The 23,361-nt window shown below is 71.8% G+C and carries 24 protein-coding genes; 14 read left to right on the forward strand and 10 right to left on the reverse strand.

The genetic code is table 11. From position 1 onward, the window contains the following. Positions 1-61: 61 nt before the first annotated feature. Together BLR04_RS07320 and BLR04_RS07325 are read right to left on the reverse strand one after the other, a co-directional pair. Positions 62-658, reverse strand: coding sequence for an NADPH-dependent FMN reductase (locus BLR04_RS07320; RefSeq protein WP_176902985.1), 597 nt, complete (start codon positions 656-658; stop codon positions 62-64). A gap of 284 nt (positions 659-942) precedes the next feature. Continuing rightward, on the reverse strand, positions 943-1,872 hold the full coding sequence (locus BLR04_RS07325) for an acyl-ACP desaturase (RefSeq protein ID WP_090761008.1): 930 nt from the start codon (positions 1,870-1,872) through the stop codon (positions 943-945). Between the two features lie 77 nt (positions 1,873-1,949). Here BLR04_RS07325 and BLR04_RS07330 point away from each other — a divergent pair, with 77 nt between their 5' ends. After that, positions 1,950-2,390 carry an NUDIX domain-containing protein gene (locus BLR04_RS07330; RefSeq protein WP_090761010.1) on the forward strand — a complete coding sequence of 147 codons (441 nt, stop codon included), beginning with the start codon at positions 1,950-1,952 and terminating at the stop codon, positions 2,388-2,390. Between the two features lie 12 nt (positions 2,391-2,402). Here the strand turns inward: BLR04_RS07330 and arfB are convergent, their stop codons facing one another. Next, positions 2,403-2,810, reverse strand: coding sequence for an alternative ribosome rescue aminoacyl-tRNA hydrolase ArfB (gene arfB / locus BLR04_RS07335; RefSeq protein ID WP_090761012.1), 408 nt, complete (start codon positions 2,808-2,810; stop codon positions 2,403-2,405). 156 nt (positions 2,811-2,966) lie between these two features. Here arfB and BLR04_RS07340 point away from each other — a divergent pair, with 156 nt between their 5' ends. The 3 genes from BLR04_RS07340 (at position 2,967) to BLR04_RS40480 (ending at position 4,610) form a co-directional block, all read left to right on the forward strand. After that, positions 2,967-3,791 carry a lipase family protein gene (locus tag BLR04_RS07340; protein ID WP_090761014.1) on the forward strand — a complete coding sequence of 275 codons (825 nt, stop codon included), beginning with the start codon at positions 2,967-2,969 and terminating at the stop codon, positions 3,789-3,791. Continuing rightward, positions 3,788-4,378, forward strand: coding sequence for an HAD family hydrolase (locus BLR04_RS07345; RefSeq protein WP_176902986.1), 591 nt, complete (start codon positions 3,788-3,790; stop codon positions 4,376-4,378). Before BLR04_RS07340 ends, BLR04_RS07345 begins: the two co-directional genes overlap by 4 nt. A 91-nt stretch (positions 4,379-4,469) precedes the next feature. Further along, positions 4,470-4,610 (forward strand): hypothetical protein, encoded by a 141-nt coding sequence (locus BLR04_RS40480; protein ID WP_176902987.1) that lies wholly within the window; start codon positions 4,470-4,472, stop codon positions 4,608-4,610. A gap of 140 nt (positions 4,611-4,750) precedes the next feature. Here BLR04_RS40480 and BLR04_RS07350 read toward each other — a convergent pair whose 3' ends face one another. Then, positions 4,751-6,583, reverse strand: coding sequence for an efflux RND transporter periplasmic adaptor subunit (locus tag BLR04_RS07350; protein WP_090761018.1), 1,833 nt, complete (start codon positions 6,581-6,583; stop codon positions 4,751-4,753). Between the two features lie 134 nt (positions 6,584-6,717). Here BLR04_RS07350 and BLR04_RS07355 point away from each other — a divergent pair, with 134 nt between their 5' ends. The 8 genes from BLR04_RS07355 (at position 6,718) to BLR04_RS07390 (ending at position 14,164) form a co-directional block, all read left to right on the forward strand. Next, positions 6,718-7,896, forward strand: a complete 1,179-nt coding sequence (locus tag BLR04_RS07355) for an efflux RND transporter periplasmic adaptor subunit (RefSeq protein WP_245740084.1) — start codon at positions 6,718-6,720, stop codon at positions 7,894-7,896. Then, entirely contained in the window at positions 7,893-8,624 is a 732-nt protein-coding gene (locus BLR04_RS07360) for an ABC transporter ATP-binding protein (RefSeq protein ID WP_090761020.1), read from the forward strand. The genes BLR04_RS07355 and BLR04_RS07360 overlap by 4 nt, the downstream gene beginning before the upstream one ends. Continuing rightward, positions 8,621-9,859: an ABC transporter permease gene (locus BLR04_RS07365; RefSeq protein ID WP_090761022.1), complete on the forward strand. Its 1,239-nt coding sequence runs from the start codon at positions 8,621-8,623 to the stop codon at positions 9,857-9,859. Before BLR04_RS07360 ends, BLR04_RS07365 begins: the two co-directional genes overlap by 4 nt. Beyond that, on the forward strand, positions 9,852-10,415 hold the full coding sequence (locus BLR04_RS07370; protein WP_143021979.1) for a cytochrome c maturation protein CcmE: 564 nt from the start codon (positions 9,852-9,854) through the stop codon (positions 10,413-10,415). Before BLR04_RS07365 ends, BLR04_RS07370 begins: the two co-directional genes overlap by 8 nt. Beyond that, positions 10,412-11,104 carry a response regulator transcription factor gene (locus BLR04_RS07375; protein WP_090761026.1) on the forward strand — a complete coding sequence of 231 codons (693 nt, stop codon included), beginning with the start codon at positions 10,412-10,414 and terminating at the stop codon, positions 11,102-11,104. Before BLR04_RS07370 ends, BLR04_RS07375 begins: the two co-directional genes overlap by 4 nt. 4 nt (positions 11,105-11,108) lie before the next feature. Next, on the forward strand, positions 11,109-12,575 hold the full coding sequence (locus tag BLR04_RS07380) for a sensor histidine kinase (RefSeq protein ID WP_245740085.1): 1,467 nt from the start codon (positions 11,109-11,111) through the stop codon (positions 12,573-12,575). Positions 12,576-12,708: 133 nt separating this feature from the next. Continuing rightward, positions 12,709-13,938, forward strand: a complete 1,230-nt coding sequence (locus BLR04_RS07385; RefSeq protein WP_090761027.1) for a cytochrome P450 — start codon at positions 12,709-12,711, stop codon at positions 13,936-13,938. 49 nt (positions 13,939-13,987) lie between these two features. Further along, entirely contained in the window at positions 13,988-14,164 is a 177-nt protein-coding gene (locus BLR04_RS07390; protein ID WP_245740086.1) for a hypothetical protein, read from the forward strand. 8 nt (positions 14,165-14,172) lie between these two features. On the opposite strand, the gene BLR04_RS07395 is transcribed toward BLR04_RS07390, so the two are convergent. Further along, the gene (locus BLR04_RS07395) at positions 14,173-15,585 is read right to left on the reverse strand and encodes an MFS transporter (protein ID WP_090761031.1); all 1,413 of its coding nucleotides are present in this window, start codon (positions 15,583-15,585) and stop codon (positions 14,173-14,175) included. A gap of 81 nt (positions 15,586-15,666) precedes the next feature. After that, positions 15,667-16,521, reverse strand: a complete 855-nt coding sequence (locus BLR04_RS07400) for an oxidoreductase (protein ID WP_090761533.1) — start codon at positions 16,519-16,521, stop codon at positions 15,667-15,669. A gap of 69 nt (positions 16,522-16,590) precedes the next feature. Here BLR04_RS07400 and BLR04_RS07405 point away from each other — a divergent pair, with 69 nt between their 5' ends. After that, positions 16,591-17,241: a helix-turn-helix transcriptional regulator gene (locus BLR04_RS07405; protein ID WP_090761033.1), complete on the forward strand. Its 651-nt coding sequence runs from the start codon at positions 16,591-16,593 to the stop codon at positions 17,239-17,241. Positions 17,242-17,264: 23 nt separating this feature from the next. On the opposite strand, the gene BLR04_RS07410 is transcribed toward BLR04_RS07405, so the two are convergent. From BLR04_RS07410 to BLR04_RS07425, 4 genes are all read right to left on the reverse strand, one after another. Continuing rightward, complete coding sequence (locus tag BLR04_RS07410) at positions 17,265-17,858, reverse strand: TetR/AcrR family transcriptional regulator (protein WP_090761035.1); 594 nt, start codon at positions 17,856-17,858, stop codon at positions 17,265-17,267. 112 nt (positions 17,859-17,970) lie between these two features. Continuing rightward, positions 17,971-18,621 (reverse strand): biliverdin-producing heme oxygenase, encoded by a 651-nt coding sequence (locus BLR04_RS07415; RefSeq protein WP_090761036.1) that lies wholly within the window; start codon positions 18,619-18,621, stop codon positions 17,971-17,973. Positions 18,622-18,793: 172 nt separating this feature from the next. Further along, positions 18,794-20,080, reverse strand: coding sequence for an ArsB/NhaD family transporter (locus tag BLR04_RS07420; protein WP_090761038.1), 1,287 nt, complete (start codon positions 20,078-20,080; stop codon positions 18,794-18,796). 200 nt (positions 20,081-20,280) lie between these two features. Continuing rightward, a complete protein-coding gene (locus BLR04_RS07425; RefSeq protein ID WP_090761041.1) occupies positions 20,281-20,481 on the reverse strand; it encodes a hypothetical protein in 201 nt (66 codons plus the stop codon). Positions 20,482-20,795: 314 nt separating this feature from the next. Here BLR04_RS07425 and lon point away from each other — a divergent pair, with 314 nt between their 5' ends. Then, positions 20,796-23,165 carry an endopeptidase La gene (gene lon / locus BLR04_RS07430; RefSeq protein ID WP_090761043.1) on the forward strand — a complete coding sequence of 790 codons (2,370 nt, stop codon included), beginning with the start codon at positions 20,796-20,798 and terminating at the stop codon, positions 23,163-23,165. Positions 23,166-23,361: the final 196 nt, after the last annotated feature.

Raw genomic sequence — 23,361 nt, forward strand, 5'->3', positions numbered from 1 at the left:
TTTCCTCCAGCCGACCTGGTACGACGCCCCTATCGGGTGAAAAATCCACACCTGGCTCCGCTCAGCGGAAGGAGAGGGCGGGTTCCATCACAGGCACCGGCTCCGGAACCCTGAGCGGGCGCATGGCCCGTTCGGCGACCGGTTCCACGGTCTTGGCGGGGCAGAGCCGGCGCACCACCGCGCGCACCCGGTCGCGCAGATCCGAATCCGTGAGGCGGCCGTCCTCGTCGAAGTGCGGGCACGCCGGCGAGAGCACCAGCTCGTCCCCCATCACGACGGCGCCCGCGCCCAGCAACCGCTTGTAGAGCTCGGCCTGCGCCCACATGGCGCCGCACGCCCGCACGCTCGCGCTCATCACGGCGACGTGCCGTCCGGCGAGCCCGTCCCGCGCCGACATCCAGTCCAGCGCGTACGTCAGCTGCGCGGGCAGCAGGCTGTGCTCGGGAGCGGTCAGCAGGATCGCGTCGCTCCTCGAGACGGTCGTGAGGAGGTCGCGTGCCTCGGGAGGCGGGGGGCCGTGGTGGTACGGCGGGATCTCGTCCAGCCCTCGCCAGGTCTCGAAGCGGACGCCCGCCGGCAGCTCGCGACCGGCGGCATCCAGCAATTTAGTGATAAATGACCCTGCGTGGAGGCTGGCGGCGATCCCTATGATTTTCACCCATTGCTCCCAAGAGGTTCCGGTGTTGACGGGAACCTGCCCGATGGTCTGATGGACAAGACCATCGGCGGGTCAAGGTGAGCACAGGCTTTGCCGTTCCGGGCGATTCCCGGTCGCGGAAGTGGTGAGAGCGTGTCTCACATCCGGCGACCGGCGGCTCACCGCCCGGGTGTTTCGACGCACACGTCCGGCGACCGGCGGTTCACTGCCCGGGTGTTTCTACCGGGAGGTCTCGGTCACGCCGTGACGCCCCGCGCGTGACCGTCCCACGCGCGGGGTCGACATCACTGCCGGGCGGCGGCGCGGGCGCGGCGCTCCTCGCGGCGCTCGACGAACCGGGCCGCCGTGGCGTCCGTCTTGGCGAGGAACGCCGACAGCTCCTCGCGGGCCTTCTCGCCGTCGCCGTCGAGCCCGGTCTTGTCGAACACCGCCCACTGCCGCAGCACCGGCATGAGGACGTCGTCGAGGTGGAGGCGCAGGTCGTAGATGCCCTCGTTGGCGATGATGAGCGACTTGCGGGCGAAGCCGTCCATGCCGGAGCCCGGCATCTGGAAGGTCGTGACCACGTCGGTGACCGCCCGCATGGTCTGGTTGGGGTCGAGCTCGAAGGCCGCCTTGAGCAGGTTGCGGTAGAAGAGCATGTGCAGGTTCTCGTCGGCGGCGATGCGGGCCAGCAGGCGCTCGCAGCCCTCGTCGCCCGATGCCTTGCCGGTGTTGCGGTGCGAGATGCGGGTGGCCAGCTCCTGGAACGAGACGTAGGCGAGCTGCTGCAGCATGGTGCCGTACTCCGACTGGAAGCCCTGCTCCATGTGCGCCATGCGGGCGCGCTCCAGCGCGACGGGGTCGACGGCGCGGGTGACCGTCAGGTAGTCGCGGATCGCCGTGCCGTGCCGGTCCTCCTCGGCCGTCCAGCGGTGCACCCACGTGCCCCAGGCGCCGTCGCGCCCGAACGTGCTGGCGATCTCATGGTGATAACTCGGCAGGTTGTCCTCGGTCAGGAGGTTGACGATGAGCGAGACGCGCGCCGCCTCGGGAATCTTCGAGTCGCTCTCCTGCCACGCCTCGCCCCCGTAGACGCCGTCGAAGTCACGGCCTTCGCTCCACGGGACGTACTCGTGGGGGAACCACTCCTTGGCCATCGCGTTGTGGCGGTCGAGCTCCACGGCGACCACGGGCTCCAGCTCGTGCAGCAGCTGCGTCTGAGTCATCGCCATAAAAGATCTTCTCCTTCAGGTTACGGTACCGTAGGTTAGGCTACCCGAAGGTCATACCCGTCAAATAGGCTAGTGGTATGCGACCGAGTGTCCGCGGTGTCCTTCTTGATCACAACCAGCGGCTCATCCTGTTCCGCCGTACCGTGCCGGGGCGCGAACTGTACTGGACGGTGCCCGGCGGGCACGTCGAACCGGGCGACGGCTCGCTGGAGGACACTCTCCACCGTGAGCTGCTGGAGGAACTCGGCGCCACCGTCCGCGCGGTGACCAGGCTCGCGACCGTGTCCTATCCGTACGAGGGCAAGGTGAAGACGCAGCACCTGTTCGGCTGCCGGCTGGTGTCGATGGACCCGGCGCTGCGCAGCGGGCCCGAGTTCAGCGACCCTTCGCGCGGGATCTACGAGGTCGAACGCGTACGGCTGGAGCGGGCCGAGATCACGTCCAGGAAAGTGATCCCGCCCGCGGTGGCGGGATACCTGTCGGGGCGCGTCGCGGCGCTGCCCCGGCTCATCGGGTGAGGCCCCGGCCGATCAGGGGTCGCGGCGCAGGCGCTTGACGTCGGAGCGGTGCTTCTTGGCGGTGATGCGGCGCTCGACCGCGCCCCGGCTGGGCTTGGTCGCGCGGCGCCGCTTGGGCGGTGGGGCGATCGCCTCGCGCAGCCGCTGCGCCAGGCGCTGCTCGGCGGCCTCCCGGTTGCGCAGCTGGGAGCGGAACTCCGAGGCGGCGATCGTGATCGTGCCGGAGCCGAGGCGGCCGAGTGCCCGTTCCTTGAGCGCCGGCGGCAGGGCCGTGCTCGCGGCCACGTCGAAGGTGAGCTCCACCCGGCTGTCGGTGGTGTTCACCCCCTGGCCTCCCGGCCCCGACGAACGGGAGAAGCGCCAGACGAGCTCGGCGTCAGGGATGACGACCGAGTCGTTGACGACCAGCGGGCCGGGCATGGCTGCACTTCCTTCTTGAACGCGCGTTCCTTATGACATGTCACCGTATCTGGGTGCGGTATGCCGTTCGCAACGGCATTTCCGGCACCTGACCTCGTCGCCGCCGCCGACGTATGCCACTATCGCGCGGAAGGGATCACGGGGTCGGGAGGCGCGGTGGCCGGTATCGTCGGCGTGCACGGGATCGGCAAGTACGACTACTTCCTGCGGGCCGGGCGCTCGGCGACGGGAGCGGCCGAGGCCATGCGCCGCAAGTGGGACCGCTACCTGCACGCCTGCCTCGGGGGCCAGGCGCGGCCGTACTTCACCGAGATCGCCTATTTCTCCCACCACCTGAACGACGGCGACGGCGGCGAGCCAGAGCCCGCGAAGGCCGTGGCCGGCCTGGGCGGCCAGGCCGAGCTGATGCTCGCCGGCTGGGCGCGCAACCTGGGCCTCGGCGAGCACGTCACGGGAGCGCTCAAGTCGTTCACCGGCTGGCTGCTCGACACGCTCGACGAGCGGTCGGCGGCGTTCGCCGCGCTGTTCGCGCCCGAGGTGGCGGCCTATCTCACCGACGAGGGACGGCGCGAGAAGTGCCGCAGGGCCGTGGCGGAGACCATCAGGCGCAGCGGTGCGAACGTCGTGATCGCCCACTCGCTCGGCAGCGTCGTCACGTACGAGGCCCTGTGGGCCGATCCCAGCCTGCGCGTCGACCTGCTGGTCACGCTCGGCAGCCCGCTCGGCATGCGCAACGTCGTCTTCGAGCGCCTGCTGCCCGCCCCGGTGGGCGGCCGCGGCGAACGGCCCCCGGGCGTCGGACGCTGGGTGAACATCGCCGACAAGGACGACATCGCGGCCATCCCGCCCGCCCTGGCCGGCTGCTTCACCGGCGTCGACGCCGAGAACCTCGTGAATCTCGACTGGATCGACTTCCACACCGCCGAGAAATACCTCGGATGCCCGGCGCTCGGCCCGCATCTGCGACCATTCCTCGCATGACGTGGATTGTCTTCGACTACGGCGGTGTCCTGTCCCTTCCTCAGCCCGAGGCCGACGCCGAGGCCATGGCGCGGGCCGTGGCGGCCGACCCGGAGGAGTTCTCCCGCCGCTACTGGGAGCACCGGCTGGAGTTCGACCGGGGCTCGCTGACCCCGCACGCCTACTGGGCGGAGGTGCTCGGCCGTCCCGTCACCGACTCCGAGGTGGCCCGCCTGGTCGCCATGGACGTCGCCAGCTGGGCCCACCCCGACGAGGGCACGGTCGCGCTGCTCGGCGAGCTGCTCGCGGCGGGGCGCGACGTGGCGCTGCTGTCGAACGCCTCCGCCGCCGTCGGTGAGGGCATCGATCAGCTGCCGTGGATCTCCGCGATCGGCCACCGCTTCTACAGCGGCCACCTGGGGCTGGTGAAGCCCGACAGGGAGATCTACGACGTGACGGCCAAGGCGCTCGGCGCCGACCCTGCCGAGATCGTCTTCATCGACGACCGCCCGGAGAACGTCGAGGGCGCCGAGCGCGCGGGAATGACCGGCGTGCACTTCTCCGGGGCGGCCGCGCTGCGGGCCGCGCTGCCGGCGGTCATCCGGTAGAAACCGCACGAAAAGGGAACAAACTAGGCTGCTCACCCGCGCTTGACTCCGATGTCACGGCGGGGTCGATCCGGCGGGTGATACCTGGGGTGTGGACCGTAGAACCTTCCTGGCAGCGGCGACGGCCGGCTCCCACTCCAACCACACCGGGACGGGTGCGACCGCGTTCGCCCGCCGCGAGGTCACTATCCCGGCGTCCCCCACGACCCTGGAGGCGTCACAGGTCGGCTGAACGCTTCCTGCTGACTACCTGAGAATGCGCTGAACGCCCGCACGCCGCCCGGCCCGGCCCACCCGCCACCGGACGCCCACGCGCCGAGCCCGGTGGCGGGTCCATGCGCGGGGCCAGGGCGCACGGCCTGGGTGCCCGGCTCATGCGCCGGGCCAGGTTCCGTCGGGGAACTCGCCCGAGGCGCCGCCGGGCATGACCACCCGGTCGCTCTCGGACAGGCCCGAGACGACCTCGACGTACTGGTCTCCGTGGACGCCGGTCTCGACCACCTTCGCCGTGTCCCGGCCGCCGGAGCGTACGGTGACGACCTGGGTGCCGTCCGGGCGGCGGCGTACGGCGGCGGCCGGGACGTAGACGGCGTCCATCGCCTCGTCGGTGGTGATCGTCACCGAGGCGGTCTGCCCGAGCATCAGCCCCTTCGGCGGATCGTCGAAGGCCAGGGTGACGGCGTAGCGCACGAGCCGGCCGTCCACGGTCGCGTTCGGCGCGATGGCCGTCACGGTGCCGGCGTGCTGCTCGTCGCCACGGGTGGCCAGGGTGATCTGCGCTTTCTGTCCGAGCTTGAGGCGGTTCACGTCGGACTCGGTGACCATGGCCTGGACCTGGAGCTCGTTCAGGTTGCCGAGGCCGATGAAGGCGCCGGTGCCGGCCGCGTCGCCGACCCCGCCCGCCACCGACAGCACCGTGCCCGCCGCCGGGGCCACGATGCGCGTTCCCCGTACGGCGTCGGCGGCCTCCTCGACGGCGGCCTCGGCGCGCTCCACGCTCGCCGCCGCCTGCTCGGCGCTGCCCACACCGGCACGCCCCGGCCCGGCCGTGTCCGTACGCGCGCCCGTCGCGCCTCCCGAGCCTCGGCCTGCTCCCGCGTACGAGTGCTGACCGCCTCCACCACCGCCGCCGCTCCCGGCGCACGCGCCGGACGCGCCCGGGGTGGGCCTGCCGGGGCGCGGCGACGCGGTCGCGCCGCCCGTGGCCCTGGGGCTCGGCGTCCCGCCGGCGTCGGGTCCACCGGACGGCGAGCCGCCCTCGTGCCCTCCGGAAGGCCCGGTGGCCGGGGGCGCGGGCGCCGTCACCGTTACGGTCGCGGTCGCCGTGACCGTAACCGTCACCGTGGGCTGCGGCTCCGGGTCGCCCGGCTCAGAGGTCGGCGTCGCCGTCGGGTGAGGGTGCGGGTGAGGGTGCGTGGTCGCGGTGGGCCGAGGCGAGCCCCCGTGGTCCCAGCCAGAGCCAGGACGCGGGGTGAACGAGCCCCCGGTGGGAGTGGGCATCGCGGTGGGCTCGTGGGACGTCCTGTGCCGAGCGGTGGCGGTGGGCGTGGGGGAGGCCGTGGGGGAGGCCACGGGGGAGGACGGTCCTGGAGGGCCGAACTCACCCCCGCCCGCACCGGCCTCGGCCGGGCGCACGCCGGCGCCGTGAGAGCGGGCATCCGAGTCGGCGCCCGCTTCGGACGGCCCGTCGGTCGCCGAGGGCGCGTTGCCCCTGGCAGGGACGCAGGTGGGCGGTACGCCGGCAGTCGATGACCGGGAAGACGCGGCGGCCGACGACGAGCGGTCCCCCTGCGCCTTGCCGGCGGTGGACAGGTCCCCTCTGGCCGGGTTCGGCCGGGAGTTCGTGGCGGTGGACAGGTCGGACCGGGCTTCCTCGGCGGCGGAGAGGTCGGCCTGGGCCGCCTCGTACGCCTCACGGGCCGCGCGGCTGTCGACGCGGGCCAGCACCTGGCCCTTCTTCACCTTGGAGCCGACCTTGACGTACACCTTCGTCACCGTCCCGGCGGAGCCGAAGGCGAGGTCGCGACGGGTGCCGTCCAGGGTGCTGCCCGCGGCGCTGACCTCGGCCGTCACCGCCCCGCGCTGCACGGCGGCCAGCCGCACCTGTACGGCGGGCGGGGCGTCGTCCCGAAGCGCCAGCGCCAGGCCGGTGCCGCCCACGAGCACGGCGACGGCGAGCCCACCCACCGCGATAGTCGGTCTCATGGGCGAACATCCTGGCGTGCCAGGTTCACACCAGCCTGCGAGGACCCTCAGAGTTACCTGTGTGCCTGACGCGACAACAGGGTTGTCAGCGAACGTTCAGCTCACTCCCGGCTTCGGCGCAGCAAACTGTGCAAGTGTCACCGCTCGTGAAGGTGTCGATCAGGCGCAGAGCGCTGATGACCAACGGGGCGCTCGTGGTGCTCCTGCTGGGCGGTGCCGGGCTCGTCTACGCCCAGCTCGGCACGGGACGTGCCGAGAGCGGCCCGGTCGTGCGCACCGTGACGGCCACGCGCGACTCGGTGACCGCCACGGTGACCGCGTCGGGGTCGGTCGAGAGCGCCCGGTCGAGGTCGCTGTCGTTCGCCGCCGACGGCACCGTGGAGAAGATCTACGTCAAGGCCGGTGACAAGGTCGCCAAGGGCGACATCCTCGCCGAACTGGACGACGACGCCGTCCAGGAGGCCCTGACGGCCGCGAAGGCCACGCTCGACAGCGCCGAGGCCGACGGAACGGGCACGGCCCAGCTGTACGCCGCGTACGTCAAGGCCCGCAACGCCTACCGGGAAGCGCAGCGCACGGTCCAGGGCACCGTGCTGAAGGCCCCGTTCGCCGGCACGGTCATCACCGTGAACGGCTCCGTCGGCGGCACCGGCCAGGCCGCGAAACAGGCGGCGAACCAGAACGCGAAGCAGGGCCAGGCGACTGGGCAGGCGAGCTCGGGGTCCGGCGGCTTCATCGAGCTCGCCGACACGTCCAGACTGCGGCTCGTGGGCAGCTTCACCGAGTCGGACGTCGCGAAGCTGGAGCAGGGGCAGCACGCCACGGTCACCTTCGACGCGCTGCCCGGCGTGACCGCCTCCGGCGAGGTCACCCAGATCGACCCGGTCGCCTCGACCAGCGACAACGTCGTCCAGTACCCCGTCACGGTCACCCTCTCGAAGGTGCCGCGCCAGGTGAGGCTGGGCCAGACCGCCACCGTCGAGGTCGTCGTCGGACAGGCCGACGACGTCGTCACCGTGCCGTCCACCGCGATCTCCACCAGTGGCGGCCGCACCACGGTCACCCTCCTCAAGGACGGCCGCCAGGTCCCGACCCCGGTCGAGGTCGGCGTGCGGGGTACAAGGCTCACCGAGATCACCTCGGGCGTGTCGGAGGGCGACCGGATCGTGCCGCCCGCGGCGACGTCCGGCGCGGACACCGGCGGCATCCTCGGCCGGATCGGCGGCGGCGGTGGCGGCGGTGGCGGCTTCCGCGGCGGCGGTGGTGGTGGCGGCGGGTTCCGCGGCGGCGGCGCGCAAGGGAGCCGTCCATGACCGTCCCGGTGCTGCGCGTACGCGACCTCGTCAAGGAGTACGGCGAGGGCGACGCGAAGGTCCGCGCCCTGCGCGGCGTCAGCCTCGACGTCCACAAGGGCGACTACGTCGCCATCATGGGCGCGTCCGGCTCCGGCAAGTCGACGCTCATGAACATCCTCGGCTGCCTCGACATCCCGACCTCGGGCTCGTACCAGATCGACGGCGCCGACGTGGGCCGGCTGAACGAGCACCAGCTCGCGCTCCTGCGCAACCGCCGGGTCGGGTTCGTCTTCCAGTCGTTCAACCTCATCCCGCGCATGAGCGCGCTGGCCAACGTCGAGCTGCCCCTCGTGTACGGCGGCGTCCGCCAGGCCGAGCGGCGCGCCCGCGCGCTGGCCGCGCTGGAGCAGGTCGGCCTCGCCGAGCGTGTCCACCACGAGCCCAACCAGCTCTCCGGCGGCCAGCAGCAACGCGTGGCCGTGGCCAGGGCGCTGGTCACCGCGCCGGCGCTGCTGCTGGCTGACGAGCCCACCGGCAACCTCGACACCGCCTCGACCGACGACGTCCTGCGGATCCTGGACGGGCTGAGCGCGGCCGGCCGCACGATCGTGCTCATCACCCACGAGGACGACGTGGCCGCGCACGCCAAGCGGGTGGTCAGGCTGGTGGACGGTCAGATCGTGGAGGACCGCCGCCAGGCCCCGCCGGACGGCCCGCCGCCCAGGCTGGCGGAGGCGGCCAGGTGAACCCGTTCGAGATCGTCCGGTTCGCGCTGCGCGGCCTGCTGGCCAACAAGATGCGCAGCGCGCTCACCATGCTGGGCATCCTCATCGGCGTGTCCGCGGTCATCATGCTGGTCGCCGTGGGCGAGGGGGCCTCGCGCAGCATCCAGCAGAACATCCAGCGCCTCGGCGCCAACACGCTGACGGTCTCGCCGTCCTTCGCGGGCGGCGGCGGTGGTGGTGCGAGGGGAGGCGGCGACGCCGGGCCCCGCACCCAGGCCCGCCGCCTCACGCTGGACGACGCGCGGGCGCTGACCGACCGGACGCTCGCGCCGTCCGTCAAGAGCGTCTCCCCGGTCGTGACCGCGCCCTCCGCCACGGCCGCGTACGGCGCCGCCTCCCACGCGATCGCGCAGTTCGTCGGCACCTACCCGAGCTACTTCGAGGCGGTCAACAAGCCGGTCGACCAGGGCACGTACTTCTTCAACGACGACGTCCAGGCCGCCAGGAAGGTCGTCGTGATCGGCCGGACGGTGGCGGAGGCGCTGTTCGGCTCCGCCGACCCGGTCGGCGAGCGGATCAGCGTGTCGGGGGTGCCGTTCACGGTGGTCGGCGTGCTGAAGGAGACCGGTTCCACCGGCACGCAGGACGCCGACGACGTGGCGATCGCGCCGCTGCCGGCCGTCCAGCAGAGCCTGAGCGGGTTCGGCCCGCTCAACCAGATCGTCGTGCAGGCGACCGGGGCCGACACCACCACGGCGGCCCAGGCCGAGGTCACGGCCGTGCTCGACCAGCGGCACGGCGTCACGGGCGGCGCCGCCGACTACCGCATCCTCAACCAGGCCACGTTGCAGGAGACCGTCAGCCAGGCGACCGGCACGTTCACCGTGCTGCTGGCGGCAGTCGCCGCCATCTCGCTGCTCGTCGGCGGCATCGGCATCACGAACATCATGCTCGTGACGGTCACCGAGCGCACTCGCGAGATCGGCATCCGCAAGGCGATCGGCGCGTCGAGGGGCGCGATCCTCGGCCAGTTCCTGCTGGAGGCCACGCTGCTGAGCCTGGCCGGAGGGGTGGCCGGGGTGCTGCTGGCGTTCGCAGGGACGAGGTTCTCCGTCGCGGGCATCCAGCCCGTTCTCGTGCCGTCGTCGGTCGTGCTGGCGCTGGGCGTCTCGGTGGGGATCGGCCTGTTCTTCGGCAGCTATCCCGCCGACCGGGCGGCCAAGCTCAGGCCGATCCAGGCTCTGCGCCATGAGTAGAGAGAGGATCATGGAGAATCAGGACAAGCTGGACTCCTCGCCGTTCCCCGACGATCTGCGGGAGGAGCTCGCGGTCAAGCCCGCGCGCCGTACCTCGAAGCTGACGCTGACGCTGGCCGCCGCGGTCGTGCTGGTGGCGGGCATCCTCATCGGCGTCCAGGCCCACAAGCTCTTCGGCTCCCCGGGAGCCGCGGCGGTCGCGTCCAGGTTCGGGGACGGCGGGTTCCCGCGGCGAGGCGGGCAGCCGGGCGAAGATCGGCAACCCGGGGGTGGCAGGATGCGCGGTGGCGCCGGAGGTGCCGGAGGTGGGGGCACGCTCGGCACCGTCGAGAAGGTCGAGGACGGCAAGGTCTACGTGCGGACCATGACCGGCGAGACCGTCACCGTGACCACCAGTGGCGACACCGCCGTGCAGGTCACCCGGCAGGGCAAGGTCACCGACCTGGAGCCCGGCACCACGATCGTCGTCCGGGGCGAGCGCGGCGCCGATGGGACGGTCACGGCCCGGACGATCACCCAGGGCGGCGGTGGATTTCAGGGAGGAGGCCCGCGATGAACGAACCCGAGGCCAGGTTGCTGGTGGTCGACGACGAACCCAACATCAGGGAGTTGTTCTCGGCGAGCTTGCGCATGGCCGGGTTCGAGGTGTTCACCGCGGCCGACGGCATGGAGGCTCTTCGGGTGGCGGAGGCGTGCTCACCTGATCTGGTGATGCTCGACGTCATGCTGCCCGATCTGGACGGCCTGGCGGTCGCGGGAAAGCTGCGGTCCCGCGGCCGCCGGGTCCCCGTCCTGTTCGTCACCGCCAAGGGCGAGCCGGAGGACCGGATAGCCGGGCTGGGCCTGGGCGAGGACTACGTGACCAAGCCGTTCAGCCTGGAGGAGGTCATCGCCAGGATCCGGGCCGTGCTGCGCAGGACCCGGCGCGGCGTCCCGCCGCCGAACCGCCTGCGGGTGGCCGACCTGGAGCTGGACGAGGAGACCCACGAGGTCTGGCGCGACGGCGTGCCCGTACGGCTGTCGCCGACGGAGTTCCGGCTGCTGCGGCACTTCATGCTGAACGCCGGCCGGGTGCTGTCGAAGACCCAGATCCTCGACCAGGTCTGGAACGGCGACTGGCGCACCGACGTCGGCCTCGTGGAGTCGTACGTCTCCTATCTGCGCCGCAAGATCGACGACGGTGAGCGCAAATACCTGCACACCCTGCGCGGTGTCGGCTACATCCTGCGGCCGCCGAAGCTGTGAGCTCGTGAGCAGGCTCAGGAAGCAGTTGTCCAGGGCGCCGCTGTGGCTGCGCCTGGTCTCGGCGACCCTCCTGCTGGTCACCCTCGCCATCACGCTGACCGGGCTGTTCGCCGTCCGGCTGCTGCGCGGGTACCTGGTCGAACGGGTCGACCAGCAGTTGCGGGCCGCCACCGCCCCGATCCGCGAGTCGCCGCCGCCCGAGCCGCGGCCGGGCGTGCGCCCGCTGCGCTTCTTCGGCCTGTTCCACTCGGTGCTGCTCGACGCGAACGGCCTCGTCGTCAGGACGATCAGCGAGTCCACCGAGGAGCACGTCCCCGACCTGCCCCGGCTGACCGGCCCCGACGTGGCCGCGCGCAGCGGGCGGCCGTTCTCCGTGGAGTCGCGCGGCGAGGGCGGCCCTGAATGGCGGGTCGTCGCCGTGCCCAACCGCCTCGGCGAGAGCCGCGTGGTGGCGATCAGCCTGGGCGACGTGGACGCCACCGTCGGCAGGCTCGTCCTGATCGTCGTCTCCGGCGGCGGCGGCACGCTGGTGGTGCTGGGGTTCGCCTGCTACTGGCTGGTACGGCGCAGCCTGCGCCCGCTCGGCGAGATCGCCCGTACCGCCAACGACATCGCGGGCGGCGACCTGTCGCGGCGGGTACCTCTCTGGGCGGCCACCACGGAGGTCGGCAGGCTCGGCCGCTCGCTGAACGTCATGCTGGCCCGCATCGAGGAGGCCGTACGGGAGCGGGAGAAGGCGGCCGAGGCGGCCCGCGCGTCCGCGACGGACGCCCGCCGCTCGGAGGAGCTGATGCGCCGGTTCATGGCCGACGCCTCCCACGAGCTGCGCACGCCGCTGACCTCCATCCGCGGTTTCGCGGAGCTGTACCGCCTGGGGGAGGACAGGGACGCAGGCGAGGCCGTGCGGCTGCTCGGCCGGATCGAGGGGCAGGCCGCCCGCATGGGGCTGCTGGTGGAGGACATGCTCCTGCTGGCCCGGCTCGACCAGCGGCGCGAGCTCGCGTTGCGGCCCGTCGACCTGCTCAGCCTGGCCGCCACGGCGGTGATCGACGCCCAGACGCTCGCCCCCGACCGGCGCATCGAGCTGGTACGGCTCTTCGGCGGCGACGGCGACGTGACCGTGATCGGCGACGAGCCGCGCCTCGCGCAGGTGCTGAACAACCTCGTCGGCAACGCGCTCACCCACACGCCGCCGGGCACGCCGTTCGAGGTGCGCGTGGGCGCCGACGGCGACCGGGCGGTCCTGGAGGTGGCCGACGAAGGTCCCGGCTTCCCGGCGGACGTCGCCGAGCGGGTGTTCGAGCGCTTCTACCGGGCCGACCCGGCGCGCAGCACCGGCGGTTCCGGGCTCGGCCTGTCGATCGCCGCGACGCTGGTGGAGGCGCACGGCGGCGTCATCATCGCCGAGAGCGAACCCGGCGCTGGGACGCTGTTCCGCATCGTGCTGCCGCTGCGGCCCGAGGTCGGCTGAGGGCGTAGGTTCCCCTTCCGCGTCAGCCCTCCTGCCGGCACCTGGACGCTGTTCTCCCCGGGGACGCCGACGGCCGGCTCGTCGAAGCCGCGCACCGGCCTTCCTGGCGACGGGGACGTGCCAGGATAGTCGGGTGGACATCGACCTCGCTGATCTTGATTTCTGGCGTAAGCCGCTCAAAGAGCGGAACGAGGCGTTCGCCCGGCTGCGGCAGCTCGAGCACCCGGTGTTCTTCCCCGAGAAGAAGGTGCCGCTGCTGCGTTCCGGCAAGGGCTTCTACGCCCTCGTCCGCCATGCCGACGTCACCGAGGCCAGCCGCAACGCCAAGGTCTTCTCCAGCGAGCCGGCCGTCACCAACCCCGAGCCGCCGGGCTGGGTCAAGCAGGTGTTCGGAGAGTCGATGGTCAACATGGACGACCCGCGCCACGCCCGCCTGCGGCGCATCGTCACCCGCTCGTTCAGCCCCAAGATGCTGGCCGGCCTGCAGTCCGACATCGAGGCGGCCTGCGCCCGCATCGTCGACGACGTGATCGAGGAAGGGCCGCGCGACTTCGTCGGCCAGGTGGCGGCCCGGCTGCCCATCCACGTCATCTGCGACATGCTCGACATCCCTCAGGAGCTGCGCGAACAGGTCCACCGGCACGTCGACGTCTCCACCGCCTACACCGGCGTGCGGCCCAGCCTGGCCCGCAGCGTCCAGATGGCCGGCCAGAACATGCTGGCCCTGCTCGCCCTGCAGCGCATGGTCATCAAGCTCGGCCACGAACGCGCCGCCGACCCCAAGGGCGACCTCGTCTCGCTGCTGGTCACCGCCAACCCCGACGGCGAGAAGCTCACCGACAAGGAGCTCGGCTCGTTCTTCTCGCTGCTGCTCGTCGCGGGCAACGAGACCGCCCGCAACACGATGGCCCACGGCATCAAGCTGCTCACCGACAACCCGGCCCAGCGCGAGCTGCTGACGAGCGACTTCGACGCCCACATCAACAGCGCCATCGAGGAGATGGTCCGCTACGTCTCGCCCATCATGCAGTTCCGGCGCACCGTCACGCAGGACTACTCGCTGCGCGGCCTGGAGCTGAAGAAGGGCGACAAGGTCGTGCTCTTCTACGGCTCGGCCAACCGCGACGAGTCGGTCTTCCCCGACGCCGACACGTTCGACATCACCCGCGACACCAAGCCGCACGTCGGCTTCGGCGGGCCCGGCCCGCACTTCTGCCTCGGCGCCAACCTGGCCCGTCAGGAGATGCGCACGATGTTCCGCGAGCTGCTCACCCGGCTGCCCGACATCCGCTCGGTCGGCGAGCCCGAACTCCTGCTGTCCAACTTCGACAACAGCGTCCGCAGCCAGCCCTTCACGTTCTAGCGCGAAAATCGGGTGCGGGCGTCGTTCGTCCGCGGCCATGATGAAGATCATGCTCGTGGACGACCCCGCCCGGCTCGGCGAGAGCCGGTTCCCCGACGGACGGCTGCTCGGCTGGGCCGAACGGGGGCCGCCTGATGGCGTTCCTGCGGTGCTGTGCCCGGGGGCGGCCACGAGCCGCGCGGTGCTGGGGACCCACGCCGAGCCGATCCTCCGCCGCCTGGTCTGACGCCCCACTCAGTCGCCGGTGGCCAGCACGTTCGTTCTGATCGTGGTGAGCGTGATGAGTGCCGCGAGCACCATCATCCCGGCGCTGATCAGCATCGCCGTCCTGAACCCCGCGTCGAACGCGGCCGGGTCCTGGAAGGCGTCGCCGACCAGGCCGACCAGCGGCGGCACGGCGGCCACGGCCAGGAGGCTGCCGGTGCGGGCCACCGCGTTGTTGACGCCGCTCGCCGTGCCCGCGAGCCGCTCGTCGGCCGTGGCCAGCACGGTCGCGGTGAGGGGCGCGACCGCCGCCGACAGGCCCAGCCCGAAGACGAACACCGAGGGAAGCACGTGCCACGCGTACGACGAGCCGGCGCCGATCGTGCTCATCGCGAGGAATCCGGCCCCGGCCACGAGGATGCCGATCGTCATGGGCCAGCGCGGACCGAACCGCCGGGCCACCTCGCCCGCCCTGGCCGACAGCAGCAGCATGAGCACCGTCGTCGGCAGCATCGACAGCCCGGCCGCGATGGGGGAGAAGCCGGACACCACCTGAAGCTGCACGACCAGCAGGAAGAACACCACGCCCATGGCCGCGTACATGATCAAGGTCACCACGTTGACCGCGGTGAACACCCGGTCGCGGAAGATCTCCACCGGCACCAGCGCGTTCGGTGACCTGCGGATCTGTGTCACGACGAACGCCGCCGCGAGCGCGAGCCCCGCGATCAGCGGCACCGCCGCGCCCTTCTGGATCAGCCCGTACGTGATCCCCGCCAGCGCCAGCGCCGCGAGCGCCGAGCCGAGGACGTCGAAGCGTCCGGCCGCCTGCTCGTTCCTGCTCTCCGGCACGTGCCGGAGCGTGACGACCACGATGGCCGCCGCGACCGGCACGTTGATGAGGAACGCCCACCGCCATCCGGCCGTCTGCACCAGCCAGCCGCCGAGCAGCGGCCCGACCGCGCTGGCCACGCCGCCGAGCCCCGACCACACCCCCACCGCCTTCGGCCGGTCCTGCCGGACGAACGCCGCCTGGATGAGCGCCAGCGACCCCGGCGTGAGCAGCGCCCCGCCGACGCCCTGCAGCGCGCGGGCCCCGACGAGGAACTCGATGGACGGCGACAGCCCGCACAGCGCCGAGGCGACCGCGAACCAGACCACCCCGACGACGAACACGTTGCGCCGGCCGTAGCGGTCGCCGAGGGAGCCGCCCAGCAGGATCAGCCCGGCGAGGGTCAGCGTGTAGGCGTTGATCGTCCACTGCAGGCCGGCCATGTCCGTGTCGAGATCCCGGCCGAGGAACGGCAGGGCCACGTTCACCACGGTGCTGTCGAGGAGCGCCATCCCCGAGCCGAGCACGGTCGCCGTGAGGATCCACCGGCCGCGCGCCGACTTCAGCGCGACGTGCCCGTCGGCGGGGGCCTGTTGGAGGGGGTCTGTCATGCAGGCCATCCTGTCACCGCCCCACCGCCCCTCCGCGGCGGGGCACCCCCTCTGACGAGGGGATACAGGACGGACGGGGAGTCAGCCTCCGAGCTCTGCCAGGTCCTCGTCGGTGAGACGGAGCCCGGCCGCCGCCATGTTCTCCTCCAGGTGCGCGACCGATCCGGTGCCGGGGATCGCCAGGATCGCCGGGGAGGCGGCGAGCAGCCAGGCGAGCGCCACCTGCGCCGTCGTCGCCCGCCGCCGCGCCGCGACCCCGGCCAGCCTGGCCTGGTCGATCGGCGCATGGCCGCCGCCCAGCGGGAAGAACGGCACGAACGCGATCCCCGCGGCGGCGCACTCCTCCAGCAGCGCGGCCGACCCGCGATCCTGCACGTGGAAGGCGTTCTGCACGGCCGCCACCGGTGCGATGGCCCGGGCCTCGGCGAGCTGGGCCGCGTCCACGTTGCTCACGCCCAGATGGCGGATCAGCCCTTCGTCCCGGAGCTCGGCGAGGACGGAGAAGCGGTCGGCGATCGACTCGCCGCCCGGCCCGGCCATCGCCCCGACCCGCAGGTAGACCAGGTCAAGACGGTCCAGCCCGAGGCCGGTCAGGTTCTCCTCGACGAGGGCGCGCAGCTGGTCCGGCCGCGCCTGCCGGCTCAGGAGGCCGCGCTCGTCCTGCAGCGGCCCCACCTTCGTGGCGATCACCAGGCCGTCCGGATACGGGTGCAGCGCCTTGCGGATCAGGTCGTTGGCCGCCACGCCCTCGTGCCGGTAGAAGGCGGCGGTGTCGATGTGGTCGGCGCCGAGCTCGACGGCCCTGCGCAGTACGGCGAGCCCCATCTCGGGGTCGCGGACGGGCCCGGTGAACGTGCCGCGGGCCAGGCGCATGGCGCCGAAGCCGAGCCGGTGGACGGGAAGGTCTCCGCCGATCGGGAACATGGTCTCTGTCATGGTCACAGCCTTGCCGGTCGGACCGGCTCGGCCCAAGACCATGGCAGGTTCCTGCCATATACTCCGGCAATGCTCATCACCGTACGCGGAGACGTCGAGCTCGTCGCCCGGGCGGGTCACCTGTTCGACGGAGTCACGCGCGAGTTCGTGTGCGCCGCGCGCGACCTCGCCACGTGGGCGCAGCCGCGGGCCCGTGAGGCGGTCGCACGGCGGGTCGCCGCCGTCCCGGGCCGCGTCGAGGTGCGCAAGCTGCTCAGCCCCGCCGCGCTCGCCGGCGAGGAGGCGCGCAGCCACCTGCGGCGGCTCGCGGCGGCCGGAACTCAGGTGCGGATAAGCTCGCGGCCCTTCCCGTACGAGACGATCGTCATCGACCGGACGTACGCCATCACGGCGGGCGAGGCCGCGGCGGGGGCCAGGGAGTACACCGTAACCGACGAGCCGTCGCTGGTCGGCGGCGTCTGCTCGCTCCTCGACGGGGTGTGGGAGGCGGCGACGGAGCTGGGGGCGTACCTCGGCACGGACCGGCCGCACCTCGACGACGCCGAACGCGCCGTGCTGCGCACGCTGAGCCTCGGCCACACCGACGAGGCGGCGGCCCGCCAGCTCGGTCTGTCCGTACGCACCTACCGGCGGCGCGTGGCCGCCCTGCTCGCGACACTCGACGCCGAGACCCGCTTCCAGGCAGGCAGACGCGCCGGCGAACTCGGCCTCACCACCTGACCGGCCACAACCGCGCGACCCTCCTACGAGGCGAGGGCGCGCAGGACGAAGTCGGACACCAGGTCGCAAGCCCGCTCCACGGTCACCTCGCCGCTGATCAGCGGGACCCGTTCGGCGCCGATCACCGCGAGGATCATGCGCGCGGTGGCCGGTACGTCGAGCACCCGGAAGTCACCCGTGGCGACGCCGCTCTCGAGGATGTCGGCGAGGATGCGCTGCATCGGCGCGACGTGCTCGGCGAGACGCTGGTAGGCGTCGGGGCCGAGCGCCGCGCTCAGGTCGGCGGCACCGGGATGGGGGTGGGCGACCAGCCCGGCGAGCTGGAGCCGGACGAACGCCCGCAGCCGGTCGGCGGGCGAGGCGCCGTCCGGCAGTTCCCGCTGGTAGCCGTCGATGAAGTACTGCGTCACCCGCTCGGTGAACGCCAGCAGCAGCGCCGCCTTGTCGGGGAAGTAGTTGTAGAGGACCGTCCGGGTGATGCCGGCCTCGCCGGCCACGTCGGTCATCGAGATCGCGTCGATGCCCTGCACCCGCGACAACCGCGAGACCGCCTGCAGGATGCGGTCACGCGTCTGGGCGCGGTGCTCGCCGATGGTGGCGGCGGAGATGCGGGGCATAAACCCATCGTAGGCCGGTCGTCACCCACGCGACGCCCCTTCGTCAGGGGAGCCCGAGCGATGCGGTCGGGCGGCGGTCGAGGCGTCAGCCCGGCGGGCCCGAGCCGTCCGGTCAGGCGGCGGTGGTGAGGGTGTGGGTCAGTTCGGTCAGTACCTCGGTGTTGAGCTGGTAGGCGAGTTTCACCTCGCGGATCAGCCGGCGGCGTTCGCGTTCGTCGAGCTGCAGCTCCAGCGCGTCGAGCCGGGAGCGGTACTCGGTCTTGAACCGGGGCAGGCTGCCCAGCTCGTCGAAGATGTAGAAGTCGACGCCGCCGCCCTTGGCGTACCCGTAGATCTTCTGCAGTTCCATCCGGACGAACTGGCCGCCCGACAGGTCGCCGAGGTAGCGGGTGTAGTGGTGGGCGATGTAGCCGCCCGGCCAGTCGGCGGCCTGGTGGATGCGGGCCACGAGGGTACGGGTCGCCTTCGACGGCGTGATCACGTCGCGCCACCCCGAGCCGTACACCGTCGCGAGGTCACGCTCCAGGGCCCGCTCGCGGAACAGCTCGGGGAACACGAAGCGGCCCGCCACCGGGTGGTCTGCCAGCCGGCGTGAGACGCCGTCGAGCGCCACGTACGCGAAGTAGTGCTGGGCGACCATCTGGCCGTACTGGTGCTCGCTGAGGCGTCCACCCATCAGCTCCGAGAGGTAGCTCTCGGACTCGGCCGACTCGTGGTCGGCCCAGGTGGCCTCCCGCAAGGTCTCGGAGAACGGCTTGGTCACGGTCCACCTCAGGTCGAGCCGACGTTTATGACGCAGTGTCACAAACGCTGGCGGCCGACGTCAAGAGGATGACGACACCATGTCAGCAAAGTGTGGCCGTTCCTCATGCGTACCCGGAAAAGCGCACGTCAAGACGGCCGCGCCCGCTCCGGGAGGGAGCGGGCACGGGTACTCAGGCGAAGTACCGCAGCCAGACGTAGATCCAGGCCATCAGCGAGCTGAGGACGGTGACGACGATGCCGTACCGGGTGAACTGCCAGAAGGTGATCTTGTGGCCGTTGCGCGCGGCGATGCCGAGCGCCACCACGTTGGCGCTGGCCGCGACCGCGGTGCCGTTCCCGCCGAAGTCAGCGCCCAGGGCGAAGGCCCACCACAGCGCCTGACCGGTCTGCGGGTCGGCGGCCGCCGCGACCACGCCCTCGACGATGGGCGCGGTGGTGGCGACGTACGGGATGTTGTCGAAGAAGGCGCCCAGCACGCTGGAGCCGAACACCAGCGCGGTCGCCGCGAGGAAGTAGTCGTCGCCCAGCACGTCCACGGCCCAGGTGCCGATCGAGGCGATCACCCCGGTGTGCACCAGGCCCGCGACCATGACGAACAGTCCCATGAAGAAGACCAGCGTCGGCCATTCGACCTCGTTCATCACCTCGGAGACGTCCGCGCGGGCGACGAGCATCATCACGCCCGCGCCCACCAGCGCCACGATGGACGGGTCGATGTGCACGATCGCGTGCAGCCCGAAGCCCACGATGACCAGGCCCAGCACGACGAGACAGCGCACGAGCAGGCGCGGATCGGTGATCGCCCGGCGCTCCTCCAGCGCCATCACCTCGGCCACGTGCTCGGGGTGGTACTGGAACGTGCGTCCGAACAGCACCCGCGTGAACAGCACGAACACGGCGAAGACGATCAGCACGATCGGCGCCATGTGGACCAGGAAGTCGTTGAAGGTCAGCCCGGCGCGGCTGCCGATGATGATGTTGGGCGGGTCGCCGATGAGCGTCGCGGCGCCGCCGATGTTGGAGGCGAGCACCTCCGCGATCAGGTACGGCTGCGCCGGGATCCGCAGCCTGTTGCACACCACGATCGTGACCGGTGCGACCAGCATGATCGTGGTGACGTTGTCGAGGACGGGCGAGGCGACCGCGGTGATCGCCATCAGCATGACCATCAACCGGTAGGGGCGCCCGCGCGACTTCTTGGCCGCCCAGATGGCGAGGTAGTCGAAGACGCCGGTCCGCTTGATGATGCCGACGATGACCATCATGCCGAACAGCAGGAAAATGACGTTCCAGTCGATGCCCTCGTGCTCGGAGTAGAACACGTGAGCGCCAGGGATGAGGCCCAGTACGGCCATCAGCCCCGCGGCGATGAGCACGACCTTGACCTTGTCGGCCTTCTCCGTGGCGATGAAGAAGAACGCCACCAGGAAGATCGCCAGTGCGGCGAAGGCGCTCATCCGGTCTGCCCCGGCGGTCCGGCCGTGTGGCCGTGGTGGGCACATGGCAGTAGGTCAGGACATGACAACAGGGCGACTCGATGGGACAACACGGTGACCTCCAGAACGGTGGGCATGCTGAGGCCAGGGCGAGGCGAAGCCCATGCCCTGGCGTGTCTGGTTTCTTCAGTCGTCCGGGCCGGACGGGTCGGGCCGGTGTGTCAGCAGGCCCGCGTGGACGTCACCGGCCGGCTCGACATCCCCCCGGAGGAGGATGGGGGCGGGGTGGCCACCGCCGTGGAGCCGTGGGGGAGACGCCACCGCCCGCCGTCGCCGACGAGGTTGCCGGAGGTCCGGCCCCTCCGGGCGACGAGATGATGCACGCTGCCGTTGTTCGGCATGTTCGTGCGGGTGACGTCCATTTCGTTAACTCCTGTCCGACTCCTTTACAGTCTCTTGGCGCACCCGCCCGCCGGCCATCGGGTCCGGCACCCATATGCGCCGGGGGAGAACATGTAGCGCAAGCTCCGGAAATGAGGGTCAGCCCGCATGGACGGGCTCCTCGTCGGCGTGGAGGCTGAGGAGATGGCCGGGCGGGTGGCTCTTTGACCGGATCCGCCTGCCTGGAGGCGATGCTTACACGATTACGATCGCCATGAGCGAACATCGGCAGGGTTGGGAACAGCTCTCGGCTCTGATGAGTTGAGTCGGTATAACTCAACCCTTTGGAGTTCGCATGAGTGAGAGCTTGACCCTCCCGGTCCTGCCGCTGGACGACGCCGTCGTTCTGCCGGGCATGGTGGTTCCGCTGGACCTGTCCGACTCCGAGGTGCGTGCTGCCATCGACGCGGCCCGTGCATCCGGTGGCAACAAGCCGCGGGTCCTCCTCGTTCCCCGCATCGACGGCCGCTACGGCGCGGTCGGCGTGCGGGCGGTGGTCGACCAGATCGGGAGGCTCCCCGGCGGCGAGCCCGCCGCCGTCGTGCGCGGTGTCGACCGCGTCCGCGTGGGCACCGGCACGACCGGCCCGGGCGCCGCGCTCTGGGTCGAGGCCGAGACCATCGACGTCGTCCCGGTGGGCGAGCGCGCCCAGGAGCTGGCCAAGGAGTACAAGGCCCTCGCCACCACCATCCTGCAGAAGCGCGGCGCCTGGCAGGTGGTCGACCAGGTCAACCAGATCGACGACCCCTCCGTGCTCGCCGACAGCTCCGGCTACACCCCCTGGCTCACGACGGCCCAGAAGGTCGAGCTGCTCGAGGCCGCCGACCCCGCCGACCGGCTGGCCAGGCTGGTCGAGTGGTCCCGCGAGCACCTCGCCGAGCTCGACGTCGCCGAGACGATCCGCAAGGACGTCCAGGAGGGCATGGACAAGCAGCAGCGCGAGTTCCTCCTGCGCCAGCAGCTGGCCGCCGTCCGCAAGGAGCTCAAGGAGCTGAACGGCGACTCCGAGACCGAGGAGGAGGACTACCGCGCCCGCGTGGAGGCCGCCGACCTGCCCGAGAAGGTGCGCGAGGCCGCACTCAAGGAGGTCGACAAGCTGGAGCGCACGTCCGACCAGTCCCCCGAGACCGGCTGGATCCGCACGTGGCTCGACACCGTGCTCGACATCCCGTGGAACGTCCGTACCGAGGACAACTACGACATCGCGGGGGCCAGAGGCGTGCTCGACGCCGACCACACGGGCCTCGACGACGTGAAGGACCGCATCATCGAGCACCTGGCCGTGCGCAAGCGCCGCCAGGACAAGGGCCTCGGCGTGGTGGGCGGCCGCCGCAGCGGCGCCGTCCTCGCCCTGGCCGGCCCTCCCGGCGTCGGCAAGACGTCACTCGGCGAGTCCGTGGCCCGCGCGATGGGCCGCACGTTCGTCCGGGTGGCGCTCGGCGGCGTCCGCGACGAGGCCGAGATCCGCGGCCACCGGCGCACCTACGTCGGCGCGCTGCCCGGCCGCATCGTCCGCGCCATCCGCGAGGCCGGTTCGATGAACCCGGTCGTCCTGCTCGACGAGGTCGACAAGGTCGGCTCCGACTACCGCGGCGACCCGACGGCCGCCCTGCTCGAGGTGCTCGACCCGGCCCAGAACCACACGTTCCGCGACCACTACCTCGAGGTCGAGCTCGACCTGTCCGACGTGCTGTTCCTGGCCACCGCCAACGTCCTCGAGGCGATCCCCGGGCCGCTGCTCGACCGCATGGAGGTCGTCACCCTCGACGGCTACACCGAGGACGAGAAGGTCGCCATCGCCCGCGACCACCTGCTGCCCCGCCAGCTGGAGCTCGCCGGCCTGACCGCCGAGGAGGTCGCGGTCGACGACACCGCGCTGCGCCGGCTCGCCGCCGAGTACACCCGCGAGGCGGGCGTGCGCTCGCTCGAGCGCTCGGTCGCCCGCGTCCTGCGCAAGGTGGCGGCCCGCGCCGACGACGACAACGCGCTGCCCGTCACCGTCGGCGCCGACGACCTGGTCGGCTACCTCGGCCGGCCGAGGTTCGTGCCCGAGTCGTCGCTGCCCGAGAACGTCCAGCGCACCTCGGTGCCGGGCGTGGCCACGGGGCTCGCGGTCACCGGCGCCGGCGGCGACGTGCTCTACGTGGAGGCGTCGCTGGCCGACCCGGAGACCGGCGAGACCGGTCTCACGCTGACCGGCCAGCTCGGCGACGTGATGAAGGAGTCAGCTCGGATCGCGCTGTCGTACCTGCGCTCGCACGGCGCCGAGCTGGAGCTTCCGGTGACCGCGCTGAAGGACCGCTCGGTGCACGTCCACTTCCCGGCGGGCGCCGTCCCGAAGGACGGCCCATCGGCGGGCGTCACGCTGACCACGGCGCTGGCCTCGCTGCTGTCCGGGCGGCTGGTCCGCAGCGACGTGGCCATGACCGGCGAGATCTCGCTGACCGGGCGGGTGCTGCCGATCGGCGGCGTCAAGCAGAAGCTGCTGGCGGCCCACCGGGCGGGCATCACGACCGTCCTCATCCCGGCGCGCAACGAGCCCGACCTCGACGACGTGCCCGCCGAGGTCCGTGACGAGCTGACCATCCACGCGGTCAGCGACGTGCGCGAGGTGCTCGACATCGCGCTGGCCCCGGCCCAGGTCGCCGCGCCCGCGGCGGCCTGACCCCGAGACGACCGCCCCGTCGCGCTCTCCTCCTGAGGCGCGGCGGGGCGGTCCCGTTTCCTGGGAGTGACGTGGATCACGACGACGCCGTGGAATACGGCGTCGTTCACCTTCGGTTGAGCAAAGCGTGAACGAGGCGTACGCGACCGACCACCGCGCCCGAGGGGGCGCGTGTCGTCGCATGCGCACGCGACGA

The sequence above is a fragment of the Nonomuraea maritima genome, from assembly GCF_900100395.1.
In the GTDB taxonomy this organism is placed as follows: domain Bacteria; phylum Actinomycetota; class Actinomycetes; order Streptosporangiales; family Streptosporangiaceae; genus Nonomuraea; species Nonomuraea maritima.